24 protein-coding genes are annotated in these 21,938 nt (G+C 68.6%); 11 read left to right on the top strand and 13 right to left on the bottom strand.

Features of this window, described 5'->3' with window-relative positions; all coding sequences use genetic code 11:
* Positions 1–54 precede the first annotated feature (54 nt).
* Positions 55–576 (top strand): hypothetical protein, encoded by a 522-nt coding sequence (locus AC23D6_RS16505; protein ID WP_487750291.1) that lies wholly within the window; start codon positions 55–57, stop codon positions 574–576.
* A gap of 52 nt (positions 577–628) precedes the next feature.
* On the opposite strand, the gene AC23D6_RS16500 is transcribed toward AC23D6_RS16505, so the two are convergent.
* The 6 genes from AC23D6_RS16500 to AC23D6_RS16475 form a co-directional block, all read right to left on the bottom strand.
* Complete coding sequence (locus AC23D6_RS16500) at positions 629–1,114, bottom strand: DUF2846 domain-containing protein (RefSeq protein ID WP_487750290.1); 486 nt, start codon at positions 1,112–1,114, stop codon at positions 629–631.
* Between the two features lie 5 nt (positions 1,115–1,119).
* Positions 1,120–1,674 (bottom strand): hypothetical protein, encoded by a 555-nt coding sequence (locus tag AC23D6_RS16495; protein ID WP_487750289.1) that lies wholly within the window; start codon positions 1,672–1,674, stop codon positions 1,120–1,122.
* Between the two features lie 205 nt (positions 1,675–1,879).
* Positions 1,880–2,248 carry a nuclear transport factor 2 family protein gene (locus AC23D6_RS16490; RefSeq protein ID WP_487750288.1) on the bottom strand — a complete coding sequence of 123 codons (369 nt, stop codon included), beginning with the start codon at positions 2,246–2,248 and terminating at the stop codon, positions 1,880–1,882.
* 31 nt (positions 2,249–2,279) lie between these two features.
* Positions 2,280–2,411 carry a hypothetical protein gene (locus tag AC23D6_RS16485; RefSeq protein WP_487750287.1) on the bottom strand — a complete coding sequence of 44 codons (132 nt, stop codon included), beginning with the start codon at positions 2,409–2,411 and terminating at the stop codon, positions 2,280–2,282.
* A 70-nt stretch (positions 2,412–2,481) separates the two neighbouring features.
* Positions 2,482–2,874 carry a DUF488 domain-containing protein gene (locus tag AC23D6_RS16480; RefSeq protein ID WP_487750286.1) on the bottom strand — a complete coding sequence of 131 codons (393 nt, stop codon included), beginning with the start codon at positions 2,872–2,874 and terminating at the stop codon, positions 2,482–2,484.
* A 7-nt stretch (positions 2,875–2,881) separates the two neighbouring features.
* Positions 2,882–4,138 carry a 6-phosphofructokinase gene (locus AC23D6_RS16475; protein WP_487750285.1) on the bottom strand — a complete coding sequence of 419 codons (1,257 nt, stop codon included), beginning with the start codon at positions 4,136–4,138 and terminating at the stop codon, positions 2,882–2,884.
* 121 nt (positions 4,139–4,259) lie between these two features.
* Here AC23D6_RS16475 and AC23D6_RS16470 point away from each other — a divergent pair, with 121 nt between their 5' ends.
* Positions 4,260–4,838 carry an adenylate kinase gene (locus tag AC23D6_RS16470; RefSeq protein WP_487750284.1) on the top strand — a complete coding sequence of 193 codons (579 nt, stop codon included), beginning with the start codon at positions 4,260–4,262 and terminating at the stop codon, positions 4,836–4,838.
* 73 nt (positions 4,839–4,911) lie between these two features.
* On the opposite strand, the gene AC23D6_RS16465 is transcribed toward AC23D6_RS16470, so the two are convergent.
* Positions 4,912–5,712, bottom strand: a complete 801-nt coding sequence (locus tag AC23D6_RS16465; protein ID WP_487752667.1) for a S1 family peptidase — start codon at positions 5,710–5,712, stop codon at positions 4,912–4,914.
* A gap of 568 nt (positions 5,713–6,280) precedes the next feature.
* Here AC23D6_RS16465 and AC23D6_RS16460 point away from each other — a divergent pair.
* From AC23D6_RS16460 to AC23D6_RS16445, 4 genes are all read left to right on the top strand, one after another.
* Positions 6,281–7,990, top strand: coding sequence for a cellulase family glycosylhydrolase (locus tag AC23D6_RS16460; RefSeq protein ID WP_487750283.1), 1,710 nt, complete (start codon positions 6,281–6,283; stop codon positions 7,988–7,990).
* Positions 7,991–8,110: 120 nt separating this feature from the next.
* Positions 8,111–9,442, top strand: coding sequence for a UDP-N-acetylmuramate:L-alanyl-gamma-D-glutamyl-meso-diaminopimelate ligase (mpl, locus tag AC23D6_RS16455; RefSeq protein WP_487752666.1), 1,332 nt, complete (start codon positions 8,111–8,113; stop codon positions 9,440–9,442).
* A gap of 280 nt (positions 9,443–9,722) precedes the next feature.
* Positions 9,723–11,108: a S8 family serine peptidase gene (locus AC23D6_RS16450; protein ID WP_487750282.1), complete on the top strand. Its 1,386-nt coding sequence runs from the start codon at positions 9,723–9,725 to the stop codon at positions 11,106–11,108.
* A 96-nt stretch (positions 11,109–11,204) separates the two neighbouring features.
* The gene (locus AC23D6_RS16445; RefSeq protein WP_487750281.1) at positions 11,205–11,783 is read left to right on the top strand and encodes an LON peptidase substrate-binding domain-containing protein; all 579 of its coding nucleotides are present in this window, start codon (positions 11,205–11,207) and stop codon (positions 11,781–11,783) included.
* Positions 11,784–11,792: 9 nt separating this feature from the next.
* On the opposite strand, the gene AC23D6_RS16440 is transcribed toward AC23D6_RS16445, so the two are convergent.
* Positions 11,793–13,799, bottom strand: a complete 2,007-nt coding sequence (locus AC23D6_RS16440) for a bifunctional DedA family/phosphatase PAP2 family protein (RefSeq protein WP_487750280.1) — start codon at positions 13,797–13,799, stop codon at positions 11,793–11,795.
* A gap of 129 nt (positions 13,800–13,928) precedes the next feature.
* On the opposite strand from AC23D6_RS16440, the gene AC23D6_RS16435 reads away from it, so the two are divergent.
* The 5 genes from AC23D6_RS16435 to AC23D6_RS16415 all read left to right on the top strand — a co-directional run bounded on the left by AC23D6_RS16435 (position 13,929) and on the right by AC23D6_RS16415 (position 17,760).
* Positions 13,929–14,525 (top strand): protein kinase family protein, encoded by a 597-nt coding sequence (locus tag AC23D6_RS16435; RefSeq protein ID WP_487752665.1) that lies wholly within the window; start codon positions 13,929–13,931, stop codon positions 14,523–14,525.
* Positions 14,526–14,624: 99 nt separating this feature from the next.
* Complete coding sequence (locus tag AC23D6_RS16430) at positions 14,625–15,443, top strand: SDR family oxidoreductase (RefSeq protein ID WP_487750279.1); 819 nt, start codon at positions 14,625–14,627, stop codon at positions 15,441–15,443.
* A gap of 13 nt (positions 15,444–15,456) precedes the next feature.
* Positions 15,457–15,894, top strand: coding sequence for a VOC family protein (locus tag AC23D6_RS16425; RefSeq protein WP_487750278.1), 438 nt, complete (start codon positions 15,457–15,459; stop codon positions 15,892–15,894).
* Between the two features lie 22 nt (positions 15,895–15,916).
* Positions 15,917–16,447, top strand: a complete 531-nt coding sequence (locus AC23D6_RS16420) for a cysteine hydrolase family protein (RefSeq protein WP_487750277.1) — start codon at positions 15,917–15,919, stop codon at positions 16,445–16,447.
* Between the two features lie 80 nt (positions 16,448–16,527).
* Positions 16,528–17,760: an acetylornithine transaminase gene (locus AC23D6_RS16415; RefSeq protein WP_487750276.1), complete on the top strand. Its 1,233-nt coding sequence runs from the start codon at positions 16,528–16,530 to the stop codon at positions 17,758–17,760.
* Here AC23D6_RS16415 and AC23D6_RS16410 read toward each other — a convergent pair.
* From AC23D6_RS16410 to hemL, 5 genes are all read right to left on the bottom strand, one after another.
* Positions 17,735–19,057 carry a sensor histidine kinase gene (locus AC23D6_RS16410; RefSeq protein ID WP_487750275.1) on the bottom strand — a complete coding sequence of 441 codons (1,323 nt, stop codon included), beginning with the start codon at positions 19,055–19,057 and terminating at the stop codon, positions 17,735–17,737. The genes AC23D6_RS16415 and AC23D6_RS16410 overlap by 26 nt on opposite strands.
* The gene (locus AC23D6_RS16405) at positions 19,054–19,743 is read right to left on the bottom strand and encodes a response regulator transcription factor (protein WP_487750274.1); all 690 of its coding nucleotides are present in this window, start codon (positions 19,741–19,743) and stop codon (positions 19,054–19,056) included. Before AC23D6_RS16405 ends, AC23D6_RS16410 begins: the two co-directional genes overlap by 4 nt.
* A gap of 3 nt (positions 19,744–19,746) precedes the next feature.
* Positions 19,747–19,896, bottom strand: a complete 150-nt coding sequence (locus AC23D6_RS16400; RefSeq protein ID WP_487750273.1) for a hypothetical protein — start codon at positions 19,894–19,896, stop codon at positions 19,747–19,749.
* Positions 19,897–19,977: 81 nt separating this feature from the next.
* Entirely contained in the window at positions 19,978–20,607 is a 630-nt protein-coding gene (locus tag AC23D6_RS16395) for an HAD-IA family hydrolase (RefSeq protein WP_487750272.1), read from the bottom strand.
* Positions 20,604–21,896: a glutamate-1-semialdehyde 2,1-aminomutase gene (gene hemL, locus AC23D6_RS16390; RefSeq protein ID WP_487750271.1), complete on the bottom strand. Its 1,293-nt coding sequence runs from the start codon at positions 21,894–21,896 to the stop codon at positions 20,604–20,606. Before hemL ends, AC23D6_RS16395 begins: the two co-directional genes overlap by 4 nt.
* Positions 21,897–21,938 lie beyond the last annotated feature (42 nt).

Below are 21,938 nucleotides of genomic sequence, written 5' to 3'. Positions count from 1 at the left end.
TCAGGCGGTCCGTGCCAGCCTTGCGACCCACGTCTTGTTCTTCCCGGAGTCCGCATGCGTCCGAGCGTCGCAGCCCCGCTGATCGCCACCTGCCTGCTGGCGCTTGCGCCCGCCCGCGCGGCCGAACCCGCGCCGGAGATCCAGCGTCCTCCCGCGAAAGCCCAGGCCGTGGGCGTGGCCCACAGCCTGCGCCAGATTCCGGAAGCCTGCGCGCGCCTGGAAGGCGCCTTCACCGGTGATGCGGCGCAGCCGTACCGCTACGCGCCGGTCCGCACCAGTCCGCAGTGCCAGCCGCGCGCCCGCTTCGTCGATTTCGACAAGGCCCAGCCCTCCATCGCTGCGGGCTGGAAACTCAACGACGTGATCCGCGTGCCCAACGCCGCGTGCCCCTCGCAGCAGGCTGTGGTCCGCGTATGGCGCAAGCCGGGCAGCGCGACGCCGCCAGCGGCCGATGGCCAGGGCCAGTCGCGCATCTACCTGCAGGACGCCAAGCAACAGGCCGCGGGTGCCGCGACGGCAGCGTCGCTCACGCTGTTCGCTGCCCGCCTCGATGTCGAGGGCAAGGGCTGCAAATGAAAACGGCGACGGCCTCCGACGAGACCGTCGCCGCAATACCCGTTGACGGGACTTACTTCTTCGCGGGCTTCAGGTCTTTCGCCATGCCGTTGAAGGCGACTTCGTCGGAGGGCGACAGGTTCGGGCGACCCGCCATGAAGCCCATCGTGACCGAACCCAGCACGTAGTAGGTCTCGCCAGCCTCCACTTCGAGCGTCAGCACGTCCTTGGCCTCGGAATGCACCGTGTATTGATGGGTGCCCGGTGCCACGGACGCGATGAAGTAGGTGCCGCTGCCCAGCTTGCCCAGCTCGGTCTCGCCTTCACGCACCTTGTACTTGACGGCCGCGCCGGCGAATTTTTTCTCGCGGAAGAACACGACCTGGCCCATGCCGTCGGCGGGGGCACCTACCAGGCCGCTGGTAGGCGCTGCAGGTGCATCGGCGGCAGGGGCTGCGGTCTCTGCGGCGGCAGGAGCATCCTGCGACTGGGCGTGCACGGCGACGGTCGGCAGGAGCAGGGTGAGGCACAGCAGGGCGCGGTTGAGCGGGTAACGCATGCGGATTACTCCAGGTGGTTGGATGGAAGGGGGTTGGGGGGTGGGGTCATGGGCTGCGGCGCCGCCGGGTCGACGGCCGCCCCGGCTGCGTCGGGGGTGGGCGACGCGTGCAGGGGTTCGGCCAGCTTGGCCGTGCCGGTCGTCAGGGCAGGAATCTCGATTTCCTTGCCGTGGATGAAGTGTGCGAACGGGCCGATGCCCACCGCGACGCCCAACGCCACCCCGCTGGTGTCCTTGCCGGCGCCGCCGAGCTTGAAGCCGCGCAGCTTCACCTCGCGGTCGCCCACCTGCAGCCGGCGCGCGGCGAGGATCAGTTCCCCCGGTTTGCCGCCTCCCCGCGAAGGTTCGGCATGGACGATTTCGCCAATGCCTTCGGTGCCTGCGGCGAGGACCACGGCGCCATCGACGCTGACGGCTTCACGGACGCGCAACCTGAAAGCGTCGCCGCGCTTCGCACGTGCGGAACTGATCGGGTCGAGGATCTCGAGCACGAGCGGCGTACCTTCAGGCAGCTCGCAGCAGGTCGAGGCGGGGGCCACCTCCAGGGACGCTTCTGCCACCGGCAGGGTCGCCTGGGCTGGCGCGTCCTGCGCACTGCACGGCAGCATGCATGACAAGACAAGCAGGCCGACGCCTGCGCGTATCCGTACTCTCAAGATGTCCCCCTCCCCTGGATCGCTACGCTAGCGCAACGCGCGAGCGCCGCCAAGCCGGGGAGCGAGGGAGCGGGGGAGGTCTCGGGGCCGGTATCGGCAGGCAGCGCGATCAGTCGCCCGCAGGCGTGCCCTGGTGGTAGTGCAACTGCCAACCCACCGCGGTTCGCCGCCATACGGAAACACGCAGTGCGGCATGGCGCCGCGTACCGTCATTGTCGCGCGCGTGCGACGCGAAATGCAGCAGGGCCACGTCGTCCGCGAGCTGTTCGACGCGGTGGTCGTAAGCGACGACAGCCGGTAACGACACGCGATCCGCAAGGAAGTCGATGACGGTCTGCCGCGTGTAGCGCTTGCCCGAGCGGCCGACTTCGTGGAAGTCCGGGTGCAGCAGCCGCTCCAGCCGCTCGCGCGTGCAGGTTGCGCCGGGATGGTGGAGTTCGGTTTCGAGGGCCGTCAGTTCGGCGAGCAGCGCATCCATCACGGCATGCTAGCGCGATGGGCGCGCGCGATCAGGAGGTCGTGCGCGCGGGCGATGCGGCGTTTTCCTTCAAGGCGAGGTACTGGCCGAAGCGGTAGCCGGCACCCGCGATGGCGAGGCCGAGGGCGACGAGCAGCAGGCCGACGAGCACTTTGCGGAACATGGCGGGATCCCGGTGGTGTGGCGATGAGCCCACGCTAGCACCGCCGGATGCGGCTCACCGGTGCTTGAAGTCACCCGGTTCGAAGTACTGCGCCGCGGTCGTCCAGCAGCGTGCGCAGCACCGACCGGTGGCAGTGCGCCTCGTCTTCGCAATAGAAGCCCACCGAGAAATCGCTGGTGTGCGACAGCGCGGCCAGCAGGTCCAGCGTGCGGGCGGTCTCGGGCGATGCCATTTGGGCGCGGTACTTTTTTACGAAAGCCGCCCACGCTTTCGGCGTGGCAGCGTGCTGCGCTTCCTTCACCAGCTCGGCGCTGGGCGCGAGGTTGGGATACCAGACGTCGTACCAGTCCTGCGAAGCGAATTCGGATTTCGGCACACCACGCGGAGGCCGGCGCACCGTACCGATGCGCAGGCCTTCGTCTTTCGCGCGCGGACTGCCGAGGCGGACGATGCGGATCGCCACCGTGCGCTCAGCCCTCCCAGGCCGGCAGCTTCTTCTTCACCGCGACGTTCTTCAGCGCGACGTACTTCGGCAGGCCGTCGGTGCCGTAGGGTGGGTAGGCTTCGCCGCGGATCAGCGGCTGCAGGTAGGCGCGGGCCTTGTCGGTGATGCCGTAGCCATCCTTGCGGATGAAGTTCGGCGGGAACTTCTTCTCGTGGTTCGCCACCTTCGACAGCGGCGCGGCCTCGATCTTCCAGCGGAACGGCGCGTCGGACGTGCGCACGATCACCGGCATCACCGCGTTCTGTCCCTTGAGCGCGAACTGCACGGCGGCCTTGCCCACGGCCTGGGCCTGTTCCCAATCGGTCTTCGACGCAATGTGGCGCGCCGAGCGCTGCAGGTAGTCGGGCAGGGTCCAGTGCACCTTCATGCCGAGCTGGTCCTTGACGCGCCCGGCCAGGTACGAGGCGACGCCACCGAGCTGCGTGTGGCCGAACGAATCCTTGCCGCCGCCGGCATCGGCCACGAAGCGGCCGTCGGCATGCTGGATGCCTTCGCTGGCCACCACCACGCACCAACCCACGCGGTCGACGACCTTCTTCACCTGCGCGAGGAACTGCGTCTCGTCGTAGGCGCGCTCCGGGAACAGGATGATGTGCGGCGCCTCGTCCGCCGACTGCCCGGCCAGGCCGGCCGCGGCGGCCAGCCAGCCGGCGTGCCGGCCCATGGCTTCATAGACGAAGACCTTGGTGGAGGTTTCTGCCATCGCGGCCACGTCCAGCGCGGCTTCGCGCACGGAGACGGCGGTGTACTTGGCGGCCGAGCCGAAGCCGGGACAGGTATCGGTGACGGCGAGGTCGTTGTCCACCGTCTTCGGCACGCCGATGCAGGTCAGCGGATAGTCGAAGGCCTGCGCGAGCTGCGAGACCTTCCAGGCGGTGTCGGCGGAGTCGTTGCCGCCGTTGTAGAGGAAGTAGCGCACATCGTGCGCCTTCAGCACGGCCAACAGGCGCTCGTACTTGGCCCGATCGGCCTCCAGCGACTTCAGCTTGACGCGGCAGCTGCCGAACGCACCGCCGGGCGTGTGGGCGAGGGCGCGAATGGCCGCGGCCGATTCCTTGCTGGTGTCGATCAGTTCCTCGCGCAACGCACCGAGGATGCCGTTGCGCGCGGCCAAGACCTTGATTTTGCGGGCGCGGGCTTCGGTGATGACCGCCGCAGCGGAGGCGTTGATGACGGCGGTGACACCGCCGGACTGCGCATAAAGTAGGGTGCCAGACGACATGTGGGGTTCGTTCCGGGGTACGGGGATGCGGTAAGCTTCACACAGATGACGCGGTGCAGCGCGGCGCGAGGCGCCCGGCGCGGTCCACCGCCCGCACGATTCCAGTTTCGGGAGTGACAGCATGCGATTGGTTCTACTGGGCCCACCCGGGTCGGGCAAGGGCACCCAGGCGGCGCGCCTGAAGGACTACCTGCAGGTACCGCACATCTCCACCGGCGACCTGCTGCGTGCCGAAGTCGCCGCCGGCAGCCCGCTGGGCCTGCAGGCCAAGGAAGTGATGGCGCGCGGTGAGCTGGTCAGCGATGACATCCTGCTCGGCATGCTGGAAGACCGCTTCTCCCGCGACGACACGAAAGCCGGCTTCATCCTCGACGGCTACCCGCGCAACCTGGTGCAAGCCGCCGCGCTGGGCCAGCTGCTGACCAAGCTGGGGCAGAAGTTCGACTTCGCCGTGCAGCTGGACGTGCCCACCGACCTGCTGGTCGAGCGCATCGCCGGCCGCGCCAAGGCCGAGGGCCGTGCGGACGACAATCCGGAATCGGTGCGCAAGCGACTGCAGGTCTATACCGATCAGACCGCGCCCGTCATCGATTTCTACCGCCAGCAGGGCGAATTGACCGTCGTCGACGGCGTCGGCTCGCTGGACGAGGTGTTCACCCGCATCACCGAGGCGATCGCGCCGGAGAAGGCGGTCGGCTGAGGCCGGCAGCGACTTCCGCATAAGAGAACGCCCCGGCTCGCCGGGGCGTTCTCGTTGGTGCGCGCGTTGGCGCTCAGGGCGTGGTGGAAAGCGTCAGACCGTAGGCCTGCAGCAGCGGATTCAGCGGCTGGAAGTAGCTGGTCGCCAGCTGCGCCTGCTTGCCCTTGCAGCTGTAGTTGCCGCCCGAGAGCACGCCCTGGCCCTGGCCGGCGGTGGTGATGAACGAACCGCCCGAATCGCCGCCTTCGGCACACACCTTCACCTGGGTCATGCCGTTGACGGTGCCGTCGGCGCCGTAGCTGACGGAGACATTCTTCGCCTCGATCACGCCGCACTTCCAGCCCGTGGTGCGGCCGGAGCGGCAGACGGCCGCGCCGATCGGAGCCTCCGTGCTGCCGCGCACGGCGACATCGCCCGATCCGTAGCCGCTGACCGACGGCAGCAAGGTATGGGCGGCGTCCACCTGCACCCAGGCGCGGTCGGTGTTGGGGAAGTTGGACGCCTGGAAGGTGCCGATGCGGCTCAGCGAGCGCCTCACCAGTACGTTCGCGCCATCTCCCGCGTCGCCGCAGTGGCCGGCGGTGGCGAAGCCCTTCGCGCCGTTGCGCGTGACCGAGAAGCCCACCGAACAGTAGTAGGCACCGGTCGCCGTTGTGGACAGGTATTCGCTGCCGCCTTGCAGCGTGGCCAGCGGACGCGGGGCGTCGGCCATTGTCTGGAAGCGCAGCGTCGACGCATCCGCGCCGCTGGCCGCGATGAAGTCCACCGCGGCCTGGTCCGCGCCCGGCGCGACGTTGACGGTCACGCTGTTGGTCTTCACGTCGACGAACCAGCCGTAGACGCCCGCGGGCGCGCGACCGCCCTGCGCCAGCACATCGTCCAGCCGGGCCTTGGCGTTGCCCAGCGCGTCCAGGTTGTGGCGCACCTGACGCACGTCGGCGCCGGCGACAGCGCGCTTGCTGGATGACGTGGTGGCGACCACCCAGCGGAAATCACCCGACGGCGAGCGCTCGATCCAACTGCCGGCGAAGTTTCGGCCCTGGGCCTGCGCTGCGGCTTTCTCCTGCTGCGCATTCAGGCGTTCGACCTTCAGGTATTGCCCGAGCTGCTGCTCGGACAGGCCGAGGTCGCGCTTCATCGCGGACTTCAGTGCGGCATCGACGTCGGCGGCCATCGCCGGGCCCATGGCCAGGGCGAGGACGGCAGCGAGCGCGAGGGGGGCCGAAGCGGGACGTACCAGGGAAACGATCTGACGCATTCCGGTGCTCCTGAGATGGACGGGTGGCGCGGTCCGCACCGGTGGCTGCCTGGGGACGTCGCGGGGGCGCATCCTCTGGGTCGCGGAACCGCCTGCCGAACCTATCACTTCCTGCGGCAGTAGATTGTGAGTTGGCGGCAAGCTCTGTAACGTCCGGTACGCCTCGGCACCGGGAAGCATCCACGTGAAGAAGATCGCCTGCCTCCTGCTGGTCGGGGTGCTCGCCTCGCCCCTCGCGACCGCCAAGGATTTCCTGCGTGCCCAAGGCACGCAGATCGTCGATGCGGCGGGCAAGCCGGTGATCCTGCGCGGGATGGGGCTGGGCGGCTGGATGCTGCAGGAAGGCTACATGCTGGATATCGACGGCGTGGGTACACAGCGCAGCATCCATGCGCGCATCGCCGAGCTGATCGGGCCGGAGAAGGCCGACGCGTTCTATCAGGTCTGGCGCGACAACCACACCACCAAGGCCGACATCGATGCGCTGGGCCGATGGGGCTTCAACTCCATCCGCCTGCCGATGCATTACGCGCTGTACACGCTGCCGGTGGAACAGGAGCCGGTCGCCGGTCGACAGACCTGGGTGGAGGAAGGGTTCCGCCGGACCGACCAACTGCTGGCCTGGGCCAAGGCGAACGATCTTTACCTGATCCTCGACCTGCACGCCGCGCCCGGTGGGCAGGGCAACGACAACAACATCGCCGACCGTGATCCCACGCAACCGTCGCTGTGGGACGACCCGCGGCACCAGGACAAGATGGTGGCGCTGTGGAAGAAGCTGGCGCAGCGCTACAAGGATGAGCCGTACATCGCGGCGTACGACATCATCAACGAGCCGAACTGGGGTTTCGCCGACAAGGCCGACAGCAACGGCTGCAAGGAGAACGGCAACGCGCCGCTGAAAGACCTGTTGGTCCGCACCACGCGTGCGATCCGTGAGGTCGACACGCGCCACATCATCGTCATCGAGGGGAACTGCTGGGGCAACAATTACCGTGGCGTGCTCGACGACGGTCCCTGGGACGACAACCTGGTGATCAGTTTCCACAAGTACTGGAACGTCACCACACGCGAGAGCATCGCCGACCTGCTGGCATTGCGGGACAAGCACCGCATGCCGTTGTGGCTCGGCGAGACCGGCGAGAACTCCAACGACTGGTTCGCGCGCACCGTGGCCCTGGCGGAAGGCGAGGGCATCGGCTGGGCGTGGTGGCCGCTGAAGAAGATCCGCTACAACAATCCGCTGCAGGTCGTCCCGAACGACGGCTATCGCCACGTGCTGGCGTACTGGAAGGGCGAGGGTCCGAAGCCCTCGGCGGAGGCCGCCGAAGCCGCGCTGATGCGCTTCGCCACCGACGACGTGCATTACCGGAACAACGTGCAGCATCCCGACGTGATCGACGCGCTGTTCCGCGCGCCGCATTCGGACCAGGCGGTGCCGTTCAAGGCGCACGTGATTGGCGCGGCAGGCGGCGCCATCGCCGCCGTCGACTTCGACATGGGCCGCAACGGTGTGGCGTACCACGACCTCACGCCGGCCAACCACCATATCTCCGACGGCGGCGAGCGCGTGGTGTGGAACCCGGCGATGACCTATCGCAACGACGGCGTCGATCTCGGGAAGGGTCCCGACGGCCGCCTTCATGTCGCCGGTCTGCAGAAGGACGAATGGCTGAAGTACACCTTCGACGCGCCCAGTGGCGGGACCTTCCGGCTTGCGTTGGAAGGACGCGGCGACGGTCGGGTGTCGCTGGTGCTCAATGGCGCGTCGATCAAGGCCGTCGGCCGTGCGCGCGGATTCGGCGCGCTGGTGCTCGCGCCTGGCCGCAATACGCTGGTGGTGAAGGCCGAGTCGGGCTCCTTGGATCTGGAGACGCTGCGCTTTTCCCGCTGAACCGCGGTCATGCCAGACGCGGAACCGGATGCCGAAGCGCGCCCGCTCGGCTAAAGTCTGCGCAGTCATTCCGGAACCGCAGTCTTGAAGATCCACATCCTCGGCATCGCCGGCACCTTCATGGGCGGCGTGGCCGCCCTGGCCCGCGAACTGGGCCACACCGTCGAAGGCAGCGACCAGGCCATCTATCCGCCCATGTCCACCCAGTTGGAGACGTTGGGCATCGCGCTGGCGCAGGGCTACCTGCCGCAGAACATCGCCCCGGACTGCGACGAGATCGTCATCGGCAACGCGCTCTCCCGTGGAAATGCAGCGGTGGAGGCCGTGCTCGACCAGGGCCGTCGCTACATCTCGGGTGCGCAGTGGCTGTCCGAACGGGTGCTGCCCGGCCGCGACACGCTGGCCGTGGCCGGCACGCACGGGAAGACCACCACCACGACCATCCTCACCTACCTGCTGGAGTCGGCCGGCCGTTCGCCGGGCTTCCTGATCGGCGGCGTGGCCGAGGATTTCGGCGTGTCTGCGCGCATCGGCGGCGGCCGCGAGTTCGTCGTCGAGGCCGACGAGTACGACACGGCCTTCTTCGACAAGCGCAGCAAGTTCGTCCACTACCGCCCGCTGGTCGCCATCCTCAACAACCTGGAATACGACCACGCCGACATCTTCCCGGACGTGGCCGCGATCCAGCGCCAGTTCCACCACTTGGTGCGCACGGTGCCGCGCCGCGGCCGCCTGATCGTCAATGGCGAGGATGCGCGCCTGGCCGAGGTGCTGGCGATGGGCTGCTGGACGCCGGTGGAGCGCTTCGGTTTCGACGCATCGCTGGAGTGGAGCGCGCGCCTCATCCGCGAGGATGGCAGCGCCTTCGCGGTGCGCCACAACGGCATCGAGATCGGCGAAGTGCACTGGCCCATGCTGGGCCGGCACAACGTGCTCAACGGGTTGGCCGCGCTGGCCGCATGCAACGCCGTCGGTGTGGACGTGGCCACCGTGCTGCCCTCACTGGCTGCCTTCCGCAGCGTGAAGCGCCGGTTGGAAGTGATCGGCCAGCACGACAACGTCACGGTCTACGATGACTTCGCCCACCATCCCACTGCGATCCACACGACGCTGGAAGGCTTGCGCGCGCGCGTGAGCGATGCACGCATCGTGGTGGCGATGGAGCCGCGCAGCAACTCGATGCGCCTGGGCGCGCATGCCGACGCGCTGGCGCCGTCTCTGGATATCGCCGATGCGGTGGTATTCCTGCATCGCCCCGAATTGCCGTGGGACGCGGCGAAGGTGGTCAGTGCCATCCGCGGCGACGCGCGCACGGTGCCGGATGCGGACGCGCTGATTGCAACGCTCCGCGACATCGTGCGTCCTGGCGACCATGTCGTCTTCATGTCCAACGGCGGCTTCGATGGCGCGCCGCGACGCTTTCTTGCAGCGCTGTCCACGCCGCCGGGCTGATTGGCCACTTCACGCATGTAGCGGGGCTGTCGCCTCACAACAGAGGCGGCGGCACACGCGTGCAGGACTGTTGCAGTGCGGCGTACGCGCTGCGCTTCTCGGCAGAAATAGCGGCAAGACAAGGCATGCGCGTGCATGCGCGAGCGTATGGCGTGGGGCATGCGCGGCTTGTCCGGTCGTCCGCGCAATCGACGTGGCGAGTGGCGGATTCCCAGGCGTCTACAGTGGGCCCACGCGCGGCAGTGCCGCGTCCTTCGTCCATTCCCAGGAGATGCTTTGCATGAACCGACTTGCCCAGGCCCTTGGACTCGCCATCGCAACACTCGCGTGCACCACCGCGGCGCAGGCGGCGACCTACGTGGTCACCGCCAACAGCACCAGTTTCGACAACCAGCTCGCCAGCCGCATCGAAGCTGCTGGCGGCCGCATTGTGGCGCGACTGCCGCAGATCGGCGTGGCGATCGTGGAGTCCGACAATCCTGCGTTCGGCACGACGGCAGGTCGTATTCCCGCCGTGCGTTCGGCGGTCGCCGATGTGGCGATCCAGTACGACCTGCCCGCTGCTGCGGAAGAAGTCACCGCCGACTACGCCAATCCGCCCGCATCGGGCGACAACGACAGTTTCTTCGACTTCCAGTGGGGCCATGCGGCGATCGATGCGGCCGGCGCCTGGAATGCAGGTTACCGTGGCCGCGGCGCGACCGTCGCCGTGCTGGACTCGGGCGTCTACTGCGCGCATGTGGACATCATTCCCAACCTCAACACCGCCAAGTCGGCGTCGTTTGTCGCGGGGCAGACCTACTGCAACACCAGCGGCAGCACGCATGGCACGCACGTCATGGGTACGATCGGCGCGGCCGATAACGGCATCGGCACGATCGGTGTCGCACCCGAAGCAGAGTTGATCGCGGTGAAGGTGCTGAATCCGGTGACAGGCAGCGGTTCGTTCGCTGCGATCATCCAGGGCATCGTGCATGCCGCCGACGCAGGCGCGGATGTCATCAACATGAGCCTGGGCGTGAACGGCGGCCTGCAGGTCGGCGGCAGCGAGGTGGCCGAGCTGGTCAACGCGACCAAGCGCGCGGTGCAATACGCCAACAAGCAGAACGCGACCGTGGTGGCATCGGCCGGCAACGATGGACGCGACCTGGACCACGACAGCGGCCGGGTCTGCGACACCGACGGCACCTGTACCACGGTGAATCTGCGCTCGTTCCCCGGCCAGTTGCCCGGCGTCATCACGGTCAGCGCGCTCGGACCGCTGGCTTGGCTGAAGAATCCCACCGGCACCGACTTCGACATCCGGGCCAGCTACAGCAACTATGGGCAGTCGGCGATCCATTTCGGTGCGCCGGGCGGCAATTACGACTATCCCGGCACCGAAAACTGCACCTTCAAGGGCATCGTTCGCCCCTGCTGGGTGTGGGACATGGTGTTCAGCACCACGTCCGGCACGGGGGGTTATGGCTGGTCCGCCGGCACCAGCATGGCGGCGCCGCACGTTGCCGGCGTTGCCGCGCTGATCGTCGGCAAGCACGGCGGCGAGCTCTCGCCGGCGGCGGTGGAGCGGATCCTGCGTGCATCCGCGGACGATCTCGGCAAGCCGGGCAACGACGCCACCTTCGGTGCGGGTCGCGTGAACGCACGGCGCGCCGTCACCCAGTGAGCCGTTGATCCGGGCTTCACCGACACGAGGGCCACGCCGGCGACGGCGTGGCCCTTCCGCTTCCCCGCATCGAAGGCCGGCCCGTACACTGGCCGCATGCCCGCGCTCGAATCCCTCCCCTTGTTCCCGTTGCAGACGGTCCTGTTGCCCGGTGCAGCGATGGACTTGCGCGTGTTCGAACGGCGCTACCTGGACCTCGTGCGCGACTGCGGCCGTTCCGGCAGCGGTTTCGGCATCTGCCTGATCCTGGAAGGGAGCGAAGTCGGTGCGCCGGCCACGCCTGCGGCCTACGGTACCGAGGCGATGATCGAGGACTTCGACATGGGGGCGGACGGCCTGTTGTCCCTGCGGGTGCGCGGCCATCGACGCTTCCACGTGCACCGCACGCGCGTGCGCGACAACGGCCTGGTGCTGGCCGACGTGGAATGGCTGGCCGCGGACCACGACGGGGCGCTGCGGCCCGAGCACGCCCTGCTCGGCACGCTGCTGCAGACGATGATGGAAAAGACCGGCGCGGATCTGAGCAAACTGCCGGCGCGCATCTTCGAGCAGGCGGCCTGGGTGGGTTGGCGGCTGGCGCAGATTCTGCCGATCACGCCGGAGCAGCGGGTGAAGGTGCTGCAGGAAGACGATCCCCACGTTCGCCTGCAACACCTGCTGAACTGGATCGACTGAGCACCGCGCTCAGCGCGGCGTATCCACGTCCGTGGTGCAGAGGCGCAGCACCGGCAGCCCGGAGTCCGGGTGCGGCGCGACGGCGTGGTCGAGATCCGAGGTGGCCTGGCTGACCGCATCCAGTGCCGTGCGCGCTTCGCGCAGTGGCCGCCACAGGCGCACGAGGTTGAACGCGCGCTGCTGCTGCAGCACCTGCGCGCTGCCGATCCACAGCGGCACGTTGCCGGGCTGCAGGCGCGTGTCCGCCGGCCACAGGCGAAGCACGAAGACTTCGCCCGGTTGGTCGCCCGCGCGCACCATCAGCAGGCTTTCCGCGCGCGTGTCGAGCGTGGCAGGCAACACGGGCTGTTCATCGTCGGGCGAGTCGCTGTCGAGCAGGTTCAGCGCCTCCTCCCAGCCCGCCTGCGATTGCTCGCGCCAGCCCTGGGTGGCCAGGGCCGCCTTGAGCGGCGCCAGTGGGCCGGCGACCTGCACGTCCAGCGGCCAGCGCTGCTCGTCGTCGAACTCGTTGCGGCGTGCGGGCAGCGTCTGCCAGTCGTGCTGCCACCAGTTCTGCAGCGCCACCGCGCGTTCGATCACCGGCGTCTGGAACTGCGCCAGCATGTGCTCCACGTTGCGAGGCGCGTGCCACAGCCCGGCGACCGCGAACGCGCCGTAGAACAGCCAGGCGAGCGGCTTGATCCAGAACGAGCGCACCATACGGCGCCGATAGGCGATGCCCAGCACCAGCAGCCAGACCAGGCCGAACAACATGCCGCCGATCACGTCGCTGAGCCAGTGCGCACCCAGGTAGATGCGGGCGAAGCCGATCAGCGCGACCACGATGCCGGAGACCAGGTAGGGCCACACGCGCGTCCGTCCGGGCAGCTCGCGCGCGATCAGCACTGCGAAGAAGCCGAACGTGATGGTGGACATCGTCACGGCGATCGACGGAAAGCCGAATCCGCTGCTCACCGACGGCGGCTTGGGGATGTCGACCGATGCACCGAGCCATGCGGTCAGTGCCAGGCCGAACGCGAGCGCGGCCAGCCAGTGGGCCGCCGCCATCCACCGTTTGCGCCAGCATAGGTAGACCAGCACCAGCAGCGAGGCCGGGGCCAGCACCTGCTCATCGCCCAGCGAGGCGATCGCGGCCAGCGGGTAATCCGCCAGCGGATTACGCAGGGCGCGCATCAGGTCGTAGACCATCAGGTCCATCGCCAGCGGCTCGCCGTGGCCGATGACGATCACCAGGAATGCGAACCACACCCAGACGATGCCCAGCAGCAGGATCGCCAGCAGCGCCAGCGGCACCGATTCGCGCCGGCCCGGATCGAACACCGCCGCCGTATACCGCCCCAGCACCGGATGCGCATGAGACCACGCCAGGGCGCGCGCGAGCAGGGCATCCGCGTGCGCCGCGAACCAGCGGTAGGTGTACAGCACCAGTGCCCAGGCCACCGCGAGCACCACGACCAACAAGCCCAGCACCAGCGCCAGCCGGCCGGCGACGGCGGCGACCGCGTCGTACGCGTGACCCAGCACCCAGCCGGGCAACAGGAAAGACACCGCCCACGCCAGGCAGGCGGCCGCGCTCGCCGCGCCATAGCGGCGCAGCGGCATTTTGGAGATGCCGGCCACGGCCGGCACGAACGGCCTGATCGGTCCGACGAAGCGCGCCACGAAGATGCTCTTCCACGCATTGCGCCGGAACAGGACTTCGCCCCGGTCCAGCAACTGCGGGTAACGGCGGAACGGCCACACGGTCCGCAACTGCGGACCCCAGCGATGGCCGACCCAATAGCTGGAGGCGTCGCCGATCAGCGCGCCCAGCATGGCGCAGGCCACCGCGTACGGCCCCGAGATCTCGCCCAGCCCGATCAGCACGCCGACGGCGAACAGCAGCGGCAGCGCGGGCACGATGGCGCCCAGGATGATCACCGCGTCGCAGAAGGCGATCGCGAAGATCACCAGCCCGGCGGCCACGGGATGCGCGCTGATCCAGGCCAGCAGGGAATCGAACCAGGTGGAATCCATCGCCCGATTATAGGCGGCGGTCGCTGACCGGCGCCCGCTTGCCCTGGACGGTAGAATGACGAGGTGGACTTGCGCTCGCCTTCCGAAATCGCCGCTCTCAAGGCCGACACCTTCGGCCGCATCTCGCTGATGCAGGGCCCGGATGGCCCGTTCGTGCGCCGCGACCTCGCGCACGTGCCATGGGCGGTGAGGTGGTTGGCGTGGTGGCTGGCGCGCCGCGAAGCGCTGGCACTGAAGGCCGTGGCCGGCATGGCCGACATTCCCCAGTTGCGGGCATGGACCGGGCGCCGGCTGGACCGCAGCTACATGGAAGGCGCGGCGATGTACCAGCGTCCACCGCGCGGCGACGTCGCCTATTTCCGCGCCGCACACAGGCTGCTCAAGCAACTGCACCGCCGCGGCATCGCCCACAACGACCTGGCCAAGGAAGCCAACTGGCTGGTGCTGTCGGACGGGCGTCCGGCCATCATCGATTTCCAGCTTGCCACCCGCGGCCATCCACGCTCGCGCTGGATGCGGCTACTGGCGCGCCAGGACCTGCGCCACCTGCTCAAGCACAAGCGCATGTACTGCCGCGCCGCGCTGACCCCCACCGAGCTGCGCGTGCTCAAGCGCACGTCCTGGCTGCGCGATCTCTGGTTCCGCACCGGCAAGCCGGTCTACCGCTTCATCACCCGCAAGGTGCTGAAGTGGGAAGACAACGAAGGGCAGGGGCCCAAACCCTAGGAGAGAGAGGAGAGGGAGAGAGGAACGAGTAGAATCGACACGCTGCTTTCACGCGTCCCGCGACCTCTCAAACTCCTTCCTCTCGGACTCGTTCCTCACATGACGACCCTCGCAGGCAAGACCCTCTTCATCACCGGCGCCTCGCGCGGCATCGGCCTGGCCATCGCCCTGCGCGCCGCGCGCGACGGCGCCAACGTGGCGATCGCCGCCAAGTCGTCGGTGCCCAATCCCAAGCTGCCGGGCACCATCCACACCGCGGCCGAGGCGGTGAACGCCGCCGGCGGGCGTGGGCTAGCGCTGAAGTGCGACATCCGCGAAGAAGACGATGTGAGGGCGGCGATGGCCGCCACCGCCGATACGTTCGGCGGCATCGACATCCTGGTCAACAACGCCAGCGCCATCTGGCTGGCCGGCACGCTGGACACGCCGATGAAGCGCTTCGACCTGATGCAGCAGGTCAACGCGCGCGGCAGCTTCCTTTGCGCGCAGGCCTGCCTGCCGTACCTGAAGCAGGCCGCCAATCCGCACATCCTGACCCTGGCGCCGCCGCCGTCGCTGGACCCCAAATGGTGGGCGCCGCATACCGGCTACACGTTGGCGAAGATGGGCATGAGCTTCGTCACGCTGGGCCTGGCCGGCGAGTTCGGTCCGCAAGGCGTCGCCGTCAATGCCTTGTGGCCACGCACCATCATCGCCACCGATGCGCTGAACATGATCCCCGGCGTGGAGATCCCGCGCTGCCGCACGCCGGAGATCGTCGCCGATGCCGCGCACGCGGTGCTGGTGCGGGAGGCGCGCGGCTTCCACGGCCATTTCCTCATCGACGAAGACGTGCTGCGCGAGGCCGGCACCACCGATTTCTCGGGCTATGCCGTCGATGCGTCGCTGTCGCCGCTACCCGACCTGTTCCTCGACTGAGCCAACGAGCGCCATGAAATACCTGCACGCCATGATCCGCGTCCACGACCTGGACGCCACCGGCCGCTTCTTCACCGAAGGCCTGGGCCTGACCGAAACCCGTCGCATGGAGAACGCGCAAGGGCGCTTTACCCTGGTGTACTTCGGTGCGCCTGAGAATCCGGAAGCGGAAATCGAGCTGACCTACAACTGGCCGCCGGAAGACGGCGGCCCGGCGGAGGACTACGGCAGCGCGCGCAACTTTGGCCACCTGGCCTTCGAAGTGGACGACATCTACGCGCTCTGCACGCACCTGCAGTCGCTGGGCATCACCATCAACCGCCCGCCGCGCGACGGCCGCATGGCCTTCGTGCGCACGCCCGACCTGATCTCGATCGAACTGCTGCAGAAGGGCGCCGCCCTCCCGCCGCAGGAGCCTTGGCTTTCGATGGCGAATACGGGAAGCTGGTAGGACGTTCCAAGGAGTCCAACGCATGAATCTTGCCCTGGTCGTCATCGACGTGCAGCGTGGCCTGTTCGAACCGGCGCCGGCCGATGCCGACGCGGTCATCGAGCGCATCAACGCGCTGTCGGCGAAGGCAAGGCAGGCAGGCGCGCCGGTGATCTTCGTGCAGCACGAGCGCGCCGACGACCTGGTGCCGGATTCCGAGGCGTGGGCGCTGCATCCCGCGCTGGCGGTGGAGCAGGGCGACCACCGCATCCGCAAGGCCACGCCGGATTCGTTCCTGCGCACGGGCCTGGACGAGGTGCTGTCCTTCTGCGGCGTGGAAGGCGTGGTGCTGTGCGGCTACGCCACCGAATTCTGCGTGGACACCACCACGCGCAGCGCCGCGGCGCACGGTTACCACGTGCTGTTGGCCTCGGATGCGCACACGACCCACGACAAGCCGCATGCCGACGCCGGCCGGATCCGTGAGCACCACAACGCCACGCTACCGGCGATCCGCAGCTTCGGCGTCGGCATCCGCGCGCTGCCGGCCGGCGAGATCGCCTTCGCGGCCTGAGGCGCGTGTTGCGGCGCCCGCTGGCGCCGGCTTCCTGATCGGCGACAATACGCCGCCATCTCCGCTGCCGAACCGCCGCCATGAGCGCCACGACCTCCGCCGACCTGCTGGCCAACGGCCAGCGCTACTACCTGCCGGTATACCGCCCGCGCGAAGTCGTCCTTGAACGCGGCCAAGGCGCGCGGGTGTGGGACAGCGAGGGCCGGGAATACCTGGACCTGTCGGCGGGCATCGCGGTCTGCGGACTGGGCCATAACGATCCGGACCTGGTTGCGGCGCTGACCGAACAGGCCGGCAAGCTCTGGCACACCAGCAACGTCTTCTACAGCGAGCCGCCGCTACGCCTGGCCGAAGAACTGGTGACCGCGTCGCGCTTCGCCGAACGCGTGTTCCTGTGCAATTCCGGCGCGGAAGCCAACGAGGCGGCGATCAAGCTGGTGCGCAAGTGGGCGGCCTCGCAGGACCGGCCGTCGGACCAGCGCGTCATCGTGACGTTCCGCGGCAGTTTCCACGGGCGCACGCTGGCCGCTGTCACCGCCACCGCGCAGCCGAAATACCAGGAAGGCTACGAGCCGCTGCCCGGCGGTTTCCGCTACGTCGACTTCAACGACCTGACCCAGCTCGAAATCGCCATGTCCTGTGGCGATGTGGCTGCGGTGATGCTGGAGCCGGTGCAGGGCGAGGGTGGCGTGATGCCGGCCGCGCCCGGGTTCCTCAGCGCGGTGCGTGCCTTGTGCGACCACTACGGCGCGCTGCTGGTGCTGGACGAGATCCAGGCCGGTATGGGCCGCACGGGTACGTTGTTCGCGCATTGGCAGGACGGCGTGGTGCCCGACATCGTCACCCTGGCGAAGGCGTTGGGCGGTGGCTTCCCGATCGGCGCGATGCTGGCCGGCCCAAAGGTCGCACAGGTGATGCAGTTCGGCGCGCACGGCACCACCTTCGGCGGCAACCCGCTGGCGGCCGCGGTGGCGCGCGTGGCCTTGCGCAAGCTCGCGTCGACGCAGATCGCCAACAACGTGGCGCGCCAGTCCGCCGCCCTGCGCAAGGGCCTGGACACGATCAACGCGGAGCTCGGTCTGTTCGCCCAGGTGCGTGGCCGTGGCTTGATGCTCGGCGCCGTGCTCAACGCCAAGTACGCCGGACGTGCGGGCGAGGTGCTGGACCTCGCCGCCGTGCAGGGCCTGCTGATGCTGCAGGCGGGCCCGGATGTGCTGCGCTTCGTGCCGGCCCTCAACATCACCGACGAGGAAGTGGCCGAAGGCCTGAAGCGCCTGCACGCGGCGCTCAGGGCGTTCGCGGCACCGCGCTGACGGAATCCGCCGGACCTGCCCGCAGCCGCAGGCGGACGGTGGTGCCGTCCGCCTCGTGATCGAAGCGCAGGTCGATCGCGTGCCGTTCGCAAAGGCGCCGCACGATGGACAGCCCCAGGCCGAAGCCGGTGCTGTCCTCGCCCTTAGCGAAGGGCGCGAAATCGGTATCGCGGATGGCCTGGCCGGGGTTGCGGATGCGGAGCGCATCCGCCTCCTGCGTGATAGTGATGCGGCCCTCGTGGGTGTGCGCGAACGCGTTGCCGATCAGGTTCGCCAGCAGAACCTGCATCACGGGTGCAGACAGATCGGTGGTGGCGTCAGTCGGAACATCGACGGCGACCTGCACCTGTTTGCCTTCCAGCAAAGGCGATTGCTCGACCACCACGCGTTCCAGCAGTGGCAGCACACGGGTTTCGGTGATCGTGGACGGCGCAGATGTCTGCTCGCGCGCCAGCGCCAGCAGCAAGGCGACGGTCTGCTCGAGGTGCGTCGCGGACAGCCTGACATGCTCCACGCTCGCGCGCGCATCCGCACTCAGCGAGCCGTCCGTCGACAGGCGTTCGCTGGCGGCACGGATCACGGCCAGCGGTGTTCGCAGCTCGTGGCTGGCGTCGCGGGTGAACTCGCGCTCGCGTTCGACGAAGGCGCGGATGCGGGCGATCAGGTCGTCGAGCCGGCGCGCGACCACGCCCACTTCGTCGTCAGGAAAGCTGGCAGCGAAACCGGGCGGCAGCCGATCGGGTGCCGCGTCGCCCACGGCATCTGCGAGCCGCGACAGGGGCGCGGTGGTGCGTCGTGCCAGCCAGTTGCCCAGCAGCAGGGCCAGCGCCACCATGGCGACTCCGGACCACGAGAGCAGCTGGAGCAGCTGCGCGCGCATCGGCCGGACCACCAGCAACGCACTGACCTCGGCCACGAGCCACGCGGGTGGCTCGTTCGCGTTGGCAGGCTGCAGAACACGCAGGTGATAGTGGCGACCGTCGACGCCGGCAAACTCGCGCCGCCCCGGCGCCTCGCGCAGTACCTCGGCGATGCCGTCCGGCAGCGCGGCCGTGGAAGGAACGACGGACATGAAACCGTCGCGCGGCGCAGTCCAGCGCCCGTGATCACGATGATGCTGTTGCTGCGCGGCGACCTCACGATCCAGCATGGTCTCGAAGAGCTCGTCCTCGACGGAGTAGACGAACAGCACCACGTACAGCGCGAACAGCGCGGCGACCAGCAGGGTGAAGCCGGCGAAGGCCAGCATCAGGCGGTTGCGCAGGCGTCGACGGGGCAGAACGACGCGGGCACTCATGCGTCGGCCTCCAGGCGGAAGCCGACGCCATGCACGGTCTTCAGCATCGGCGTCGCGAAGGGTTTGTCGAGCGCCTGGCGCAGCAGGTAAAGATGGGTGCGCAGCGGGTCGGAGTCGGGTGGCGCATCGCCCCACAGGCGTTGGATCAGCTCGCTGCGTGTCAGCGTGCGCGGCCATGCCTCGGCCAGGGCGAGCAGGATCTGGTACGGCGTGTGGTGCAGGGTGAGCGGCTGATCGCTTCGCATCGCCCGGCCCATGCGGCGGTCGATACTGAGCGTGCCGATGCGCAGCAGGTGCGCTTCGCCGCCACGGTGGCGCAGCGAGAGCGCCTGGCAGCGCGCGACCAACTCCGCGCCGGCGAAGGGCTTGACCAGGTAGTCGTCGGCGCCGGCCCGGAACCCCTGCAGCTTGTCCTCCAGCGCGTCGCGCGCGGTCAGCATCAGGACCGGCACGTGGCGGTCCGCCTGCGCGCGCAGGCGCTCGCACAGGCGCAAGCCGTCCAGGCCCGGCAGGCCGATGTCGAGCACGAGGACATCAGGCGGCGCATCGAGCGCCATCTGCAGCCCGCTCAAGCCATCGGCCGCGAACTCGACCGCCAGGCCGGCATCGGCGAATAGGTGATGCAACTGCGCCCGCAGCAGCGCGTTGTCTTCGATCACGAGGATGCGGGGCGCGGGTGCCGCCATCGTTCAGCCGTCGATGCGTTGCAGGAGGGCCCTAGCTTCGGCCATGTCCGGCTTGCCTGCCAGCACCCGCTGTACCAGCGCCCGCGCCTGCGCGTGTTCGCGCAACCGCAGGTGGGCTTCGGCGGCGCCGAGTTTCAGTCGGGGTTGGGCCATGTAGGGCATCGCCGGCTGCGCGCGGCTCTTCGGTGGAGACCGCCAGTCTCCCGTGCCCGGATCAAGCAACCCTCAAACGCGCTACCAGCCCGTCTGCGGACCGAATGCGTAGCGCTTCAGCGCCTTGCCGAAGCTGCGCGCATCGGTGACGGTCTCGGCGTGCAGGCCCGCTTCGCGCGCGCCCTGCACGTTGGTGAACATATCGTCGACGAACAACGTGCTGCCGGCGTCCCAGCCTAAAAGGTCGACCGCTTTTGTGAACGTTGCCGGCGCCGGCTTGCGCATCTGTAGTCCGCCACTGGTCAGCACGCGACCTTCGAGGCGGGCCGCCATCGGCGCGACTATGCGCGGAATCGCGTGTGTCATCAGCACGCCGTTGTTGGTCAGCACGCCCAGGGCGAGAGCGGGGTGCAGCGTGGCGATGCGCGCCAGCACGCCGTCGATGGCAGTACTGCCGGCCATCCGCGAAGCCAGCCAGGTATCTTCATCCACCCCCGCGCCCAGGCCATCCCCCAGCTGGCGGAGGTAGGCCGCGGTGTCGATCGCGCCGCTGTCGTATTCGGTTTCCAGTCCCGAAACGAACAACACCTCGCGCACGCGTTCGGGCGCGCAGCCCGCATGCGCGGCGAGGTGCGCGATCCGTACCTCGTGCCGGTAATGCGACAGGACACCGTCGAAATCGAACAGCACCTGGTGGATGCGGGGCTTCATCCCGCGGCGACCACCTTGAAGGCCTCGCGGGCGGCAGCGATCGTCGCTTCGATGACGTCGGGCGTATGCGCGCTGGACATGAAGCCGGCTTCGAATGCCGACGGCGCCAGGTATACGCCGCGCTCCAGCATCGCATGGAAGAAGCGGTTGAATGCCGCGGTGTCGCACGCGACGGCCTGGGCGTAGGTGTCGACCTGCTGGTCGGTGAAGAACAGACCGAACATCGCGCCCACGCGGGTCGTGGTCAGCGGCACACCGGCCTCGCGGGCCGCGATTTCCAGGCCCTCGCACAGCGCGGCCGTGGCTGCGGTGAGCCCGTCGTGGAAGCCCGGCGCCTGGATCAGTTCCAGCATCGCCAGACCGGCGGCCATCGCCACCGGATTGCCGCTCAGCGTGCCGGCCTGGTAGATCGGGCCGGCCGGGGCGATCTGCTGCATGAGCTCACGTCGACCGCCATACGCACCCACCGGCATACCGCCGCCGATGATCTTGCCGAAGGTGGTCAGGTCCGGTGTGATGCCGTAGTGCGCCTGCGCGCCGCCCAGCGCCACGCGGAAGCCGGTCATCACTTCGTCGAAGATCAGCAGCGCGCCGTACTGCGTGCACAACGCGCGCAGGTGCTGCAGGTAGCCTTCGCGCGGCGGCAGGCAGTTGGCGTTGCCGACCACCGGCTCGATGATCAGGCACGCGATCTCGCTGCCATATTGTTCGAACAGGGCGGTCGCGCCGTCGAAGTCGTTGTAGCTCAACGTCAGCGTCAGTTCGCTCAGGCCCGCCGGCACGCCGGGCGAGGTCGGCACGCCCAGCGTCAACATGCCGCTGCCGGCTTTCACCAGGAACGAATCACCATGGCCGTGGTAGCAGCCTTCGAACTTGACGATGCGGTTGCGCCCGGTCGCGCCGCGCGCCAGGCGGATCGCCGACAGCGTGGCTTCGGTACCGGAATTGACCATGCGCACCATGTCGCACGACGGCACCAGCCGGGTGATCGTTTCGGCCATCGTCACTTCGGCCGCGCAGGGTGCGCCGTACGACAGGCCGTGCTGGATCGCTGCCTGCACGGCGTCGCGCACGGCCGGATGGTTGTGGCCGACGATCATCGGGCCCCACGAGCCCACGTAGTCGATGTAGCGGTTGCCATCCACGTCATGCAGGTAGGCGCCATCCGCGCGCTGCACGAAGAACGGCTCGCCCCCGACCGACTTGAACGCGCGCACCGGCGAATTGACGCCGCCGGGCAGCAGGGCCTGGGCGCGGGTGAAGAGGGCGTGGGACTGGTCGTGGTTCATGGGATTCCAGGAAGTAGAGGGTCGTCTTGTGGGAGCGACGTA

The organism is Pseudoxanthomonas sp. G3 (genome assembly GCF_057654715.1).
This window is presented reverse-complemented; position numbering and strand designations above follow the sequence as displayed.